This window comes from Rhizobium rhododendri (assembly GCF_007000325.2).
Lineage (GTDB): Bacteria > Pseudomonadota > Alphaproteobacteria > Rhizobiales > Rhizobiaceae > Rhizobium > Rhizobium rhododendri.
The window spans coordinates 2559897-2573128 of the sequence record NZ_CP117267.1; the positions used below are offsets into that span (position 1 = coordinate 2559897).

At 61.9% G+C, this 13232-nt stretch carries 14 protein-coding genes; 9 read left to right on the forward strand and 5 right to left on the reverse strand.

Annotated elements, in window-relative coordinates; translation table 11 throughout:
* Nucleotides 1–25 precede the first annotated feature (25 nt).
* From blh to PR018_RS12420, 7 genes are all read left to right on the forward strand, one after another.
* Nucleotides 26–1321, forward strand: coding sequence for a bifunctional sulfur transferase/dioxygenase Blh (gene blh / locus PR018_RS12390; RefSeq protein WP_142830454.1), 1296 nt, complete (start codon nucleotides 26–28; stop codon nucleotides 1319–1321).
* Nucleotides 1321–1665, forward strand: coding sequence for a sulfite-sensing transcriptional repressor BigR (gene bigR / locus PR018_RS12395; RefSeq protein WP_142830452.1), 345 nt, complete (start codon nucleotides 1321–1323; stop codon nucleotides 1663–1665). Before blh ends, bigR begins: the two co-directional genes overlap by 1 nt.
* A complete protein-coding gene (locus tag PR018_RS12400) occupies nucleotides 1662–2072 on the forward strand; it encodes a YeeE/YedE family protein (RefSeq protein ID WP_142830450.1) in 411 nt (136 codons plus the stop codon). Before bigR ends, PR018_RS12400 begins: the two co-directional genes overlap by 4 nt.
* Nucleotides 2069–2500, forward strand: a complete 432-nt coding sequence (locus PR018_RS12405; RefSeq protein WP_142830448.1) for a DUF6691 family protein — start codon at nucleotides 2069–2071, stop codon at nucleotides 2498–2500. The genes PR018_RS12400 and PR018_RS12405 overlap by 4 nt, the downstream gene beginning before the upstream one ends.
* Nucleotides 2482–3279, forward strand: coding sequence for a sulfite exporter TauE/SafE family protein (locus PR018_RS12410; protein WP_142830446.1), 798 nt, complete (start codon nucleotides 2482–2484; stop codon nucleotides 3277–3279). The genes PR018_RS12405 and PR018_RS12410 overlap by 19 nt, the downstream gene beginning before the upstream one ends.
* 107 nt (nucleotides 3280–3386) lie before the next feature.
* Nucleotides 3387–4346, forward strand: a complete 960-nt coding sequence (locus PR018_RS12415) for an acetylxylan esterase (RefSeq protein WP_142830444.1) — start codon at nucleotides 3387–3389, stop codon at nucleotides 4344–4346.
* Nucleotides 4343–5071 carry an esterase family protein gene (locus tag PR018_RS12420; RefSeq protein ID WP_142830442.1) on the forward strand — a complete coding sequence of 243 codons (729 nt, stop codon included), beginning with the start codon at nucleotides 4343–4345 and terminating at the stop codon, nucleotides 5069–5071. Before PR018_RS12415 ends, PR018_RS12420 begins: the two co-directional genes overlap by 4 nt.
* Nucleotides 5072–5176: 105 nt before the next feature.
* On the opposite strand, the gene PR018_RS12425 is transcribed toward PR018_RS12420, so the two are convergent.
* Together PR018_RS12425 and PR018_RS12430 are read right to left on the reverse strand one after the other, a co-directional pair.
* Complete coding sequence (locus PR018_RS12425) at nucleotides 5177–6364, reverse strand: Gfo/Idh/MocA family protein (RefSeq protein WP_142830440.1); 1188 nt, start codon at nucleotides 6362–6364, stop codon at nucleotides 5177–5179.
* Between the two features lie 151 nt (nucleotides 6365–6515).
* Nucleotides 6516–7568, reverse strand: a complete 1053-nt coding sequence (locus PR018_RS12430; protein ID WP_142830438.1) for a sugar phosphate isomerase/epimerase family protein — start codon at nucleotides 7566–7568, stop codon at nucleotides 6516–6518.
* 373 nt (nucleotides 7569–7941) lie between these two features.
* Between PR018_RS12430 and PR018_RS12435 the strand changes: the two genes are divergently transcribed.
* Together PR018_RS12435 and PR018_RS12440 are read left to right on the forward strand one after the other, a co-directional pair.
* Entirely contained in the window at nucleotides 7942–8292 is a 351-nt protein-coding gene (locus PR018_RS12435) for a hypothetical protein (RefSeq protein ID WP_244615377.1), read from the forward strand.
* Between the two features lie 345 nt (nucleotides 8293–8637).
* Nucleotides 8638–9429, forward strand: a complete 792-nt coding sequence (locus tag PR018_RS12440) for an aldolase (RefSeq protein ID WP_142830436.1) — start codon at nucleotides 8638–8640, stop codon at nucleotides 9427–9429.
* A gap of 236 nt (nucleotides 9430–9665) precedes the next feature.
* Here PR018_RS12440 and PR018_RS12445 read toward each other — a convergent pair whose 3' ends face one another.
* The 3 genes from PR018_RS12445 to PR018_RS12455 all read right to left on the reverse strand — a co-directional run bounded on the left by PR018_RS12445 (nucleotide 9666) and on the right by PR018_RS12455 (nucleotide 13226).
* The gene (locus PR018_RS12445) at nucleotides 9666–10613 is read right to left on the reverse strand and encodes a substrate-binding domain-containing protein (RefSeq protein ID WP_142830434.1); all 948 of its coding nucleotides are present in this window, start codon (nucleotides 10611–10613) and stop codon (nucleotides 9666–9668) included.
* A gap of 73 nt (nucleotides 10614–10686) precedes the next feature.
* Nucleotides 10687–11694 (reverse strand): ABC transporter permease, encoded by a 1008-nt coding sequence (locus PR018_RS12450; protein WP_142830432.1) that lies wholly within the window; start codon nucleotides 11692–11694, stop codon nucleotides 10687–10689.
* 11 nt (nucleotides 11695–11705) lie between these two features.
* Nucleotides 11706–13226: a sugar ABC transporter ATP-binding protein gene (locus PR018_RS12455; RefSeq protein WP_142830430.1), complete on the reverse strand. Its 1521-nt coding sequence runs from the start codon at nucleotides 13224–13226 to the stop codon at nucleotides 11706–11708.
* Between the last annotated feature and the right edge of the window lie 6 nt (nucleotides 13227–13232).

Genomic DNA, 13232 nt, shown 5'->3' on the forward strand with positions numbered 1-13232 from the left:
ATATTGATTGATGAAGGATGCCACGATGGCAATGACAAGGGTTACCGACAAGCTTTCAGTGATGCCGCAACCTGACTTGGGGGACTTCAAGCTCTTCGCGGATCAGGGATTTACGACGCTGGTCAATGCCCGGCCGGATGGGGAGGAACCATCGCAACCGGGAACGGACGCCGAAGAAGATGCCGCGCAGCGTGCGCATCTGAAATACGCATTCGTGCCCGTTACCGTCGCGACGATCACGGAAGCCGATGTTCGGGCATTTCAGCGGGTCATGGATCAATCGCCTGGCCCTGTCGTCGCCCATTGCAAATCGGGCACCCGCGCATTGCTGCTGTACGTCATCGGTGAGGCCCTGGACGGGCGGATGGCAGTTGCAGATGTCACCGCGTTCGGACAGACGCATGGCATCGACACGTCGGCGGCAGCCATATGGCTGACCACGCATATGGCGCGGCGTCCCGTGGTCAACGGCTTCTTCGACGAGCGCACCTCCAGCATACAGTATGTGCTGTCGGACCCTGAGACGGGCAAGTGCGCCATTATCGATCCGGTGCGCGATTTCGACGAAAAGGCCGGTTCGACGGGAACGGCAAATGCCGACATCATTCTCGATTATGTCAGGCAGAACCGACTTGAGGTGGAGTGGATCCTCGACACCCATCCCCACGCCGATCACTTTTCCGCAGCTCAATACCTAAAGGAACAGACCGGCGCTCCGACCGCCATCGGCGAAAAGGTCGTCGACGTTCAAAAGCTCTGGAAATCGATCTACAACTGGCCGGCTCTGGCGACCGACGGCTCCCAGTGGGACAGGCTTTTCGCGCACGGAGAAACATTCCGCGTCGGCTCGATTGACGCAAGGGTCATGCTCTCTCCCGGCCATACCCTTGCATCGGTTACGTACGTGATCGGCGACGCTGCCTTCGTGCACGACACATTGTTCATGCCCGACAGCGGCACGGCACGGACCGACTTTCCGGGCGGCGACCCGCATATGCTGTGGCGCTCGATCGGCGAAATTCTGGCGCTTCCCGACGAGACCCGGATTTTCACAGGCCACGACTACCAGCCGAACGGCCGCGCGCCCCGCTGGGAAAGCACTGTAGGTGAGCAGAAGCGAGCCAATTTCCACATTGCCGGCGTATCGGAGGAGGCGTTCGTCAAACTGCGCAGGGAACGCGATGCGACACTTCCCATGCCCAAGCTGATCCTGCACGCCCTGCAGGTCAACATTGTCGGCGGAAGGTTGCCGGAGCCGGAGGCGAACGGCAGGCGCTACCTCAAATTTCCGCTGGACGCTCTCGAAAGGACGATAGCCTGATGACCGTGGATCCAGGCAAATCAGCAGCACCGGCAATGACGCCGCAGGATATGGCAGCCCGCGCAGCCACAGTCGCAGGCCTTATGAAGACGCTCGCGCACCCCGCAAGGCTGATGATCGTCTGCACCCTGGTGGAAGGCGAGCGCTCGGTCGGCGAACTCGAGGTGATGCTCGATCTCCATCAGCCGCATCTCTCCCAGCAGCTGACTGTGCTGCGTGAGGCCGAAATCGTGGCGACCCGCCGCGAGGGGAAGCAGGTTTTCTACAGCCTGACAGAGGAAAAGGCCGCCCAGCTCGTGGGCGCTCTCTACGAGATATTCTGCAAGCCGGAGGCCGGGCAATGACAGTCTACCTTCCGTCGCTTATCGGAGGCATGCTCATAGGCCTGTCCTCCGTCACGCTGCTGCTGCTCAATGGCCGCATCGCCGGCATCAGCGGAATTGTCGGTCGCCTTGTCCAAGGAACGGGCATCGCCACGAACATCGCTTTCGTAGTCGGCCTTTTCCTCGGCCCTGTCGTCTACCTCACTCTCGCCGACAGGTGGCCGGCTGTCGAGATTTCAGCCGGATGGCCGCTTCTGATCGTCGCCGGCCTCCTCGTTGGTTTCGGATCGCGGATGGGGTCCGGCTGCACCAGTGGCCATGGCGTTCTCGGTCTCGCGCGTCTCTCGCCCCGCTCGATGGTTGCCGTCGCCACATTCCTGGTGGCCGGTGTCATCGCGACGACGGTGCTTCGAGGGTTCGGACAATGAACAGCCCCCTCCTCCGTATCCTCGCGTCTCTGGCGTCAGGCATCGTTTTCGGTTCCGGCCTCGCCCTTTCAGGCATGCTGAACCCGGCGCGCGTGCAGGGGTTCCTCGATGTCTTCGGCGCCTGGGACCCCAGCCTTGCCTTCGTTCTCGGCGGCGCCGTCCTCGTCGCGTTTATCGGCGTGCGCATCATGAAGCGCATGAAACGCCCCGTGCTCGACGACAGCTTCCACCTGCCATCCAGCACAGCGATCGACGCGCCGCTGATTGCCGGTTCTGCGCTGTTCGGCATCGGCTGGGGGATCGGCGGCTTTTGTCCCGGCCCGGCGCTTGCCTCGCTGACGGTCGGCTTCTCCGGGTCTTTTGTCTTTGTGATCGCCATGCTCGTCGGCATGGCGTTGCACGACCGGGTGTGGAGCAAACCGGCGTGACCTATTCGATCGTTTCCGCGGTCGGTTCGGGCAGCCTCGTCGGCTTCATGCTCGGGCTGCTTGGCGGAGGCGGGTCGATCCTCGCCACGCCGCTGCTTCTTTATGTCGTTGGCGTTGCCGAGCCGCATGTCGCCATCGGGACCGGAGCGCTGGCTGTTTCGGTCAATGCCTTCGCAAACTTCGGTATACACGCTGCCAGGCGCCATGTCTGGTGGCGCTGCGCCATCGTCTTCTCAGCTCTGGGCATGGTGGGCGCCCTCGCCGGATCGACGCTCGGCAAGTCCATGGACGGGGACAGACTGATGCTGCTTTTTGGCGGCGTCATGGTGGTGATCGGTGCACTGATGCTCCGGCCCAGGAAGCTGAACACGGAGACGCCGCGACCTGTCGATGCCAGGATGTGCCTGATGACGGCAGGCGTGGCCTTGGTCTCGGGACTGGCGTCCGGCTTCTTCGGGATCGGCGGTGGTTTCCTGATCGTTCCCGGGCTTATGCTCGCCACAGGCATGCCGATGATCAATGCGGTCGGATCATCGCTTCTGTCGGTAGGCGCCTTCGGACTGGCGACAGCCATCAACTACGCGGCATCCGGCTTGGTCGACTGGAGGCTTGCATCCGAATTTGTCGGCGGCGGAATAATCGGCGGCGTCTTCGGCATGCTGCTATCGACGCGGCTAAGCGTTTACAAAAGCCTGCTCAACCGTATGTTCGCTCTGCTGATCTTCGTCGTCGCCGGGTACGTGCTGTATCGGAGCATGCCGGGGCTGACGAGCCGATAGCACCGGCGGGCGCCGATATGGTACCCGATACACTGATCCCTACGTCCAGCGACGCACCACAAGACGAGCACTTGCATCAGCCACCATTCCGCAGGAAAACGGTTTGCATGAGCGTTCCGACAACTTACCCCTTCGACTTCGACCCCACCTACGGCATGCGGCTCGACGACTTGCTGGCGATCAGGCCACCGCCATCGCCGCCCGGTTTCGACGCGTTCTGGAAAGCCCGCTATCGCCGCGCCATCGCTGCCGATCCAAAGCCGATATTGCTGCGGAGCAAGGCGGCGCATCCGGACTGGCATGTCCTCGATATCACCTACACCTCGACAGGCGGCTTTCCGATCGGCGGCTGGCTGCTATTGCCTCGGACCGGACCGGTTCGCCGTGGCCTTGTCGTCGGCCATGGCTATGGCGGGCGCGACCAGCCGGACTACGACCTGCCGGTCGAGGAGACCGCCCTGTTGTTTCCCTGCTTTCGCGGCCTTTCGCGGAGTTCACGGGCTCCCATTCCGGCCGATGCTGCGGGCCATGTGCTCTACAATATCGACAGCCCCGATCACTACATCATCGGCGGCTGCGTCGACGATCTGTGGCTGGGGGTCTCGACCCTGCTGGCCCTCTACCCGTGGCTTTCGGGCCATATCGGCTATAGCGGCATCAGCCTTGGCGGCGGCGTCGGCGCGCTCGCGATCCCTTTCGACACGCGCATCGCCCGTGGTCATCTGGTGGTGCCGACATTCGGCGACAGGCGGGCATGGCTGACACTTCCGACCGTCGGCAGCGCCCATTCTGTGCAGGCTTACGCAACCAGCCATCCGCATGTGCTGGAAACGCTGACCGTCTTCGATGCAGCCGTGGCAGCCTCCAGGATCACCGTGCCGATGCTGACAGCCGTCGCGCTTTTCGACCCGGCGGTGGCTCCGCCCTGCCAGTTTGCAATCGCCAATGCGCTGCCAAAATATAATGAAACTTTCATCCTCGATGCTGGCCATTTCGACTATGATGGCAGCGAGGCTCAGGAAGCCGTCCTGCGCGATAAGGTGAGACAGTTCTTCAAGGACCTATGAACCGCGAATATTTGCGCTGGTATAGCCCGCGCCTGCATCGAGACATGGAGTTGCTGGTGTTCGGGCACGCCGGCGCCAAGGTCCTGATGTTTCCAACGCGCGACGGACGGTTCTGGGAATACGAAGCGCTTGGGCTCGTTGCCAGCCTTGCGGACAAGCTTGAGGCCGGCCAGTTGCAGCTTTACTGCATCGAGGGGCTCGCGAGCGAAAGCTTCTACAACGCCCACCGACGGCCAGCCGAGCGCATCGGCCGCCACGCCGCCTTCGAAGACTATATCCTGCATGAAGTGCTGCCACTGATGGCCGCGAAAAATCAGGATGGCTGCACGATCGTCCACGGCTGCAGCCTCGGCGCCTTCCAGGCAGCCAACCTCGTCTTCCGCCACCCGCACCTGTTCCGCAAGCTGGTCGCATTCTCGGGCCGCTACGATCTCACCATGAAAGTCGATTCTTTCGGCGATCTGCTGGACGGCTATTACGACGACCGGGTCTACTTCAACACGCCGCTGCATTTTCTTCCGGGGATGACCAACGACTGGCGCCTGGACAAGCTACGTCAGGTCGAGATCGTGCTGACCATCGGCAAGGATGATCCGTTTCTCGACAATAACCGTCTGCTCAGCCATGTCCTGGCAGACAAGCAGGTCGGCCACCAGCTTCACCTCTGGGATGGCCGCGCCCACCGGGGAAGCGCCTGGCGAAAGATGGCGGCGCTCTATATTTGAGCGACAGTCGGCGCCGCTGCAGCAGTCAAGCCACGTGAGGAAGCGCATTTCTGCGCCACCGCACCGGCAACGACATCGCCGACCTGTTCAACCTCTGGGCTATCCTCAGAGCTTGATCCAGGCGCCGTTTCGCTTCGACGAGGCAACGCAGGCATCGACGAAGGCCACGCCTTTCACGCCGTCGTCAACAGTCGGATAGACGACATTCTCGTCGACAGCCTTGCCGGCCTTGGCGGCATTGATGGCGTGGGCCGCCTCGGTGTAGATCGTCGCAAAGGCCTCGAGATAGCCCTCGGGATGGCCGGCCGGAATGCGCGAGACACGGGCGGCGGCCGGACCGGAGCCGGCACCGTTGCGGGTGATCAGCCGCTTGGGCTCGCCGAACGGCGTGAACCAGAGATAGTTCGGGTCCGCCTGCACCCATTCCAGCCCGCCCTTGGTGCCGTAGACCCGGATCTTCAGCCCATTCTCATGGCCCGGCGCCACCTGGCTGCACCACAGCATGCCCTTGGCCGGCTTTTCCGTGCCCCTGGCCTTGAAGCGCAGCATGACATGGGCGTTGTCGTCGAGCGGACGGCCGTCGACGAAGCTGTCGAGATCGGCAGCCAGGCTGTCGAGTTCCAGCCCCGAGACGAAGCAGGCGAGATTATAGGCGTGGGTGCCGATATCGCCGGTCGAGCCGCCGGCGCCGGACTGTGTCGGATCGGTGCGCCAGACGGCCTGCTTGGCTCCGGTCTGCTCGACCGCCTCGGTCAGCCAGTCCTGCGGATATTCGGCTTGCACGACGCGAATGTCGCCAAGCTCGCCATTGGCCACCATTTCCCGCGCCTGGCGGACCATCGGATAGCCGGTGTAGTTGTGGGTGAGCACGAACAGCGCACCGCTCTCATCGGCGATCTTCTTCAGTTTCCTGGCATCGGCAAGATTGGATGTCAGCGGCTTGTCGCAGATGACATGGATGCCGCGCCGCAGGAATTCCTTGGCGGCGTCGTAATGGACATGGTTCGGCGTGACGATCGACACCGCCTCGATGCCGTTCTTCAGCTTCGCCTCGCGGATCGCCATCTCGCGGTAGCTGCCATAGGTCCGGGATGGCCCGAGGCCGAGATCGAGCCCCGATGCCATCGCCTTTTCCGGTGTCGACGACAGGGCGCCGGCCACCAGTTCGAACTGGTCATCGATGCGCGCAGCGATCCGGTGAACCGCGCCGATAAACGCCCCCGCCCCGCCGCCGACCATGCCGAGCCGGATGCGCGGTGCACGGGCCTGTTGCTTTGAACCTTCGATTGCCATGGGTTTCTCCTGGAAAATATCTGTTTTCTCTTCTCCCCAGCGGGGAGAAGATGTCCGAAGGACAGATGAGGGGGTGGGCGACGCGAACGCCTCGTGCCCTCATCCGGCCCTGCGGGCCACCTTCTCCCCGCTGGGGAGAAGGGGAAATGGACTAAAGCCCCAGCATCCGCCGGTTTGCCGCATCGTCCGTGCCCCCGGCGGCAAAATCGTCAAAGGCGTGCTCGGTGACACGAATGATATGCGCCTTGACGAACTCGGCACCTTCGCGCGCGCCGTCTTCGGGGTGCTTCAGCGCGCATTCCCATTCGACGACAGCCCAGCCGTCGAAATCATTGGCGGTCATCTTGGAAAACACCGCGCCGAAATCCACCTGCCCGTCGCCCGGCGAGCGGAAGCGGCCGGCCCGGTCCACCCAGCTCTGGTAGCCGCCATAGACGCCCTGGCGGCCAGTCGGGTTGAACTCCGCATCCTTGACGTGGAACATCTTGATGCGGTCTTTGTAGATGTCGATGTTGTCGAGATAATCGAGGCACTGCAGGATATAGTGCGAGGGATCGTATAGCATGTTGGCGCGCGGATGGTTCTTCACCCGCTCCAGGAACATCTCGAAGGTGACGCCGTCATGCAGGTCTTCGCCCGGATGGATCTCGTAGCAGACATCGACGCCGTTTTCCTCGGCATGGTCTAGGATCGGCGTCCAGCGCTTGGCCAGCTCCTCGAATGCCGTCTCGACAAGACCCGCCGGCCGCTGCGGCCATGGATAAATATAGGGCCAGGCGAGCGCCCCGGAAAAGGTCGCATGCGCCGAGATGCCGAGGTGTTTCGACGCCGTCAGCGCCATCTTCACCTGCTCGACCGCCCATTCCTGCCGCGCCTTCGGATTGCCGCGCACTTCCGGCGCCGCGAATCCGTCGAAAGCCTCGTCATAGGCCGGATGCACCGCCACCAGCTGGCCCTGCAGATGCGTCGACAGCTCCGTTACCTCGACGCCATTCTGGCGCGCCACGCCGGCAAATTCGTCGCAGTAATCCTTCGAGCTGGCAGCCTTCCTGAGGTCGATCAGTTGTCCGGCCCAGGTCGGCACCTGCACACCGACATAGCCCACATCGGCCGCCCACTTGGTAATCGAATCCCACGAATTGAAAGGTGCAGCGTCGCCTGCGAACTGGCCGAGAAAGAGGCCAGGCCCCTTGATGGTCTTCATGTCAGATTCCTCCCTGAACAGATACCGTAAACGTTTCCAATGCGGTCCTGCTGCGCCCGGGGGCACGCAGAGGGCTCCTCAACCCACCGCAGAGACTCCAGCCTGATGGCCAGAAGTCAACGTGCAGCGAACTAATCACGGGCGTCCGACATGCGCAAGAGGTACGTACCGCATTTATGGATGCACGACTGTGGGTACGTGGGAATTTTGACCGTGCCGCTTACAACGTCGATCACTCTCGGGCTTCTGGCTAACCACTCAAGAACAGGAGGCAATCACGAAATCGCAAAAGCTGCATTAAATAATTTTAAAGCCTATAGATGTAATTCAGAAAACGTGTTTATATGCCTTGTCGCAACCTGAGGTAATAATCATGCAACTCAACACAACATCCGTTAACTTAATGTCTGCTTCAAAGACCCCCGAAGATGCCGCGAAATTTTTTCTTGGCGCGGTTAGTCAGGGCCTCGCCGCCGTCGTGGCGGACGCGCTTTCCAAAGCAGTGTCGAATACGGTATCGATTTCCACAAAAAACGCATCAATTGTCGGCTGGGAAAGCCTGATTGGCGGGCTCGTAATGGAATTGGCTTGGGCTACGCCACTTGTTGTCGATGCGAAACCCATGGCGAGAGTGACAGGCTATGCACCATGCGTGCCCGCAGGAACCGTGTCGTCGCTCGGCATCAGCGTCGGCATTGGGGTTAGCATCTCAGCAACATTCTAAACACAATGGTAGTGACGATACCTGTCGCCACTACCATCCTCCCAATCGCCCGCTGGGTCCCCGTTGTTCACCAGACCCATCGAGCATCGTCAGCACCTACAGGTCATCAACGCGGCTTTTCCACCAAACCTGATGGAACATGCCCGCAAAAACGGGAGCGTTGTTCACATCTGTGCCGCGTCTCATCCTCTCGCAATAGCGCCCTCCAGGCTTGGCTTCCGTCGATCTAGGTTGCTCGCGGCTATGGCTGTACGCGACTGGCCAAGGCAATTTGCACGACACTTGACAAGTCCCCTGTGCTCCTTAGGGCTACGGTCTGAATTTCGCTTTCAGGAGACCACGGAAATGGCGCACGAACTCAATATCCCGCACGGTACACCGACCATCCTGCGGAACGCGTCGCTGGACACGCCGGAAATCTGGGAGGCTCGCGTCGATCTCGCTGCTTGCCTCAGGAGCGCTGCGCGGCTGGGCCTCGAAGAGGGCATCTGCAACCATTTCTCGGCGCTCGTTCCCGGCCATTCGGACCTGTTTCTTGTCAACCGGCTGGGCTGGGCTTTCCAGGAAGCAACGGCGTCGTCGCTTCTGATCTGCGATTTCGACGGCCATGTGGTCGCAGGAGACGGTGTACCGGAGGCAACGGCTTTCTTCATTCACGCCCGCCTGCACAAGATGCTGCCGCGCGTCGGCGCTGCCTTCCACACCCATATGCCGAATGCCACTGCGCTCAGCATGGTCGAAGGCGAACCGCTGGTCTGGGCCGGCCAGACCTCGTTGAAATTCTATGGCCGAACCGGCGTCGACGAGCACTATAACGGCCTGGCGCTCGACGAGCGTGAGGGCGACCGGATCGCGGCGGCGCTCGGCGCCAACGACATCCTGTTCATGAAGAACCATGGCGTCATGGTCTGCGGCCCGAACATCGCCGAAGCCTGGGACGATCTCTATTATCTGGAGCGTGCCGCCGAAGTGCAGCTCAAAGCCATGAGCACCGGCCGCCGTCTGGTCGCCGTTCCCGCCGAAGTCGCCTCTGCCGCCGCCCGCCAGATGCGCGAGGGCGACCCCGAAAGCGCCCGGATGCATCTCGAGAGCCTGCGGCGGGTGCTGGACAGGCAGGAGCCGGAATATCGGAGTTAATAACCGCGCTGCTAGGGTGCGGCCCCCTCATCCGGCCCTTCGGGCCACCTTCTCCCCGAGGGGAGAAGGGGAGGTCTCCGCATGTTGCGTCCATTGCGGTCAACCGCCGGCTGATTAAGTAGCAACCCGGTTCCGAGAAAGAGATTGCCCTTCCCCTTCTCCCCCTCGGGGAGAAGGTGCCCGGAGGGCGGATGAGGGGGGCACCCCCCCTCAACACTCACTTGTGGACAATGACCTCAGAAAGGCGAGTCCGGGAAATAGAAGTCCTTGGCATTATCCTTGGTGACCAGCGTCGCATCGACCAGATAGGTGCCCCGCACCGGAACCTGCCCGTAGAAATTGGCGACCGTCAACTCAAGCGCCGTTCCGACCATGGCCGGCGGATAGAGCACGTCGACGGGGATCATCTTGTCGCCGTCCATGACCTTCTTGATCATGTCCTTCGAGCCGGCACCGGCGATCACGTATTTGATATCCGTGCGCTTGGCCTGATCGATGGCCTGCAGCACGCCAACGGCCATGTCGTCGTCCTGGCACCAAACGACGTCGATCTTCTTGTACTTGGTGAGGAAGTCCTGCATCACCTTGAAGGCGTCGTCGCGGTTCCAGTTGCCGTACTGGCGATCGAGCACCTTGACCTTGGAGCCGGCAATGCCCTTGTCGAAGCCATCCTGACGCTGCTGGTCGATGGGGATCGGCAGGCCCCTGATGACGACCACCTCAGCATCCGGAGTGTTGGCCTTGATATATTCGCCGGCGGTCTGGCCGAGCGCCGGATTGTTGCCGGCAACATAGAGGTCGCGGATCGTATGGTCGTTGACGCTCGGCGCGCGATCGACGATAGCGACGAACTTGCCCTTGTCCTTGACCTCCTGCATGGCGTTGACCAGCGGATCCGGATCGGATGGCAGGATGACGAGGGCGTCGATGCCCTGCGTCGACAGGTCCTGCACGGCATTGGCCTGGCTTGCCGGATCAGCCGAGGTCTTGACGATGATGTTAAGGCCCGGATGTTGGGCCATCAGCAGCTTGGCGACACGGTTGGCATGGAATACCACGCCGGACGTCCAGCCATGGTCGGCGGCCGGGATAGACACGCCGATGGTGACTTTCTTGTCTTCCGCATGGGCAGCGCCCACCAGCGCGGCAAGGGCGACAGTCGTCGCCAACAGGATTTTACGCATATCTGTTCTCCTCCCAGAGAGTATCGGGGTCGATATCGCAGAAGACCGGGCGACCCCACCACCCGGTCCTTTTTCACGACTTGCGTATCAGCGACCGCTGAACGAGCATCGCAATGATGATGATCGCGCCTTGGATGGCGCCGATCAGGTATTCGCTGACGAAATTCGACAACAGCATGATGTTGCCGACGATTTCGAGAATGAAGGCGCCGCAGACCGTGCCCCAGATGCGCCCGACCCCTCCCCGGAGCGCTGTACCGCCGACGACGACGGCCGTGATCGCCTGGAGTTCCCAGAGGATACCGGTGGTCGCCGATGTCGACCCCAGCCGAGGGACATAGAGCAGTACGGCAACGGCAACGCAGATGCCCTGAATGACATAGGCGGCGGTGCGTACCCGGTTGACCGAGATGCCGGAATAGCGCGCCACATCCTCGTTCGAACCAACGGCGGCAACATGCCGGCCATAGCGGGTGCGATAGAGGATGAAGGCGCCGATGGCAGCCATCGCAAAGATGACGATCACAGGCACGGGCACGCCGAGCAGCTGGCCGAAATAGGCCGGCCGGTACATCTTGACGATCTCCGGGCTGCGCACGGTGATGGCACCACCTTGCGACAGCCAGGTGGTCAGTCCACGAAAGATGCCCATCGTGCCAAGCGTCGCGATGAACGGCTCGATGCGGCCGACTGTCGTGATGAGGCCATTGGCCAGCCCGCAGGCACCGCCAAGAGCGATGGCGAGCAGCATGGCGACAATGAGCATGCTGGCGGGATCGGCGATAGCGCCGCTGTTGATGAACAGGATCATCAGGCTGGCAACAAACGCCACCATCGAGCCAACAGACAGATCGATCCCGCCTGCCGAAATGACGAAGGTCGCGCCGATGGCAATGATGGCGATGAATGCACTGCGTGTGATGACGTTCAGCAGATTGTCGATGCTGATGAAATTCGGATTGGCGAAGGCGCCTAGCACCAGCAACAAGGCCAGCGCCACGAACGGAGCCACGGCGCGTAGATCGATATCCTTCCACGAGCGTTTCATCTTGACGGATTCGGTTGTTGTCACATTGCTCATGGTTGCTCCGCTCAGGCGGCCTCTCCGGCACTGGCACCTGTGGCCAGCACGACGATTTCGTTTTCGGTCATCATTTCGCCCGCCACCTCGCCGACGATCCGGCCGCCGCGCATCACCAGTATCCGGTCGCAGATGCCGATGAGTTCGGGCATTTCAGACGAGACGACGATGATCGAGCGGCCCTGTTCGGCAAGGGCTGCGATGAATTTGTAGATCTGTTCCTTGGTGCCGATGTCGATGCCGCGCGTCGGCTCGTCGATGATGACGATATCGGGATCGAGCAGCATCATCTTGGCGAGCAACAGCTTCTGCTGGTTACCGCCCGATAACTGGCCGGCCAGCATGTCCTTATCTCCAACCCGGATATCGAACTCCTTGATGGCGGCGTCGAGCGCGGCACGCTCCTTCGCCCGATCCACCTGGAATCGGCGGGCAAACTGGCCGAGCGCGGCAAGCGTCAGGTTGACGCGGAGGTCCTTGGTGAGCAGCAACCCCTTGCCCTTGCGATCTTCGCTGAGATAGACGATCCCGGCCTTGAGGCTGGCATGCACGTCGGCGAAGTGCACCGACTTGCCGTTGAGCTTTACCGCTCCCTGCCCCGTGCGAAGCCCGACCACGCCCTCCATCAGCTCTGTCCGGCCGGCGCCGATCAGCCCGGCAAAACCGAGGATCTCGCCACGATGAAGGGTGAAGGACGCGCGCTCGGCATAGCCCGGAACTGAAAAATTCTCGACGTTCAGCACAGTTTCACGAACCGCCGCCGCGTGCCGGTCGGGATAGAGCTTGGCCACATCGCGACCGACCATCAACCGCGCCATATCGGCAGGCTCGAGATCGGCAGCCGGATGGGTAGCGACCAGCCGCCCGTCGCGAAGGATAGTCACCCGGTTGGCGATTTCCTTCACCTCTTGCAGCCGGTGCGAAATATAGAGGACCGCCACCCCCTTGGCGCTGATATCCCGGATGACCTTGAGAAGCGCCCTGGTCTCGGTTGGCGTCAGGGAGGCGGTCGGCTCGTCGAAGATCACCAGCCGGTGCGGCACAAGCAGCACGCGCGCGATCTGCACCAGTTGCCGTTGGGCAATCGACAGCCGCCCGACCACAACAGTGGGTTCGATATCGGCACCGAGATCGCGGATGGCGCGGCGCGCCCCGTCGTTCATGGCGCGGTCGTCGACAATGAAGCCGCGGCGCAGTTCACGGCCGAGATAGAGGTTTTGCGCCACCGTCAGATCGGGAGCGAGCAGGATTTCCTGGTGGACGAGCACGATGCCGCGCGTCTCCGCATCCACAGGTCCGGACAAGTGAGCGGGCTCGCCATCGACCCGTACCTCGCCGCGCGTTGGCTGCAGATGCCCGGAAAGGAGCCGCATCAGCGTCGACTTGCCGGCACCGTTCTCGCCGATGATCGCATGGACTTCGCCAGCCATCACGGAAAGGTCGATGTCGCGCAGGACCTCGACAGGCCCGAATGATTTCGAGAGGCCAACGGCTTGCAGAAGCGGCATGGAGACATCGATGCGCGGGTTCATTGCAGC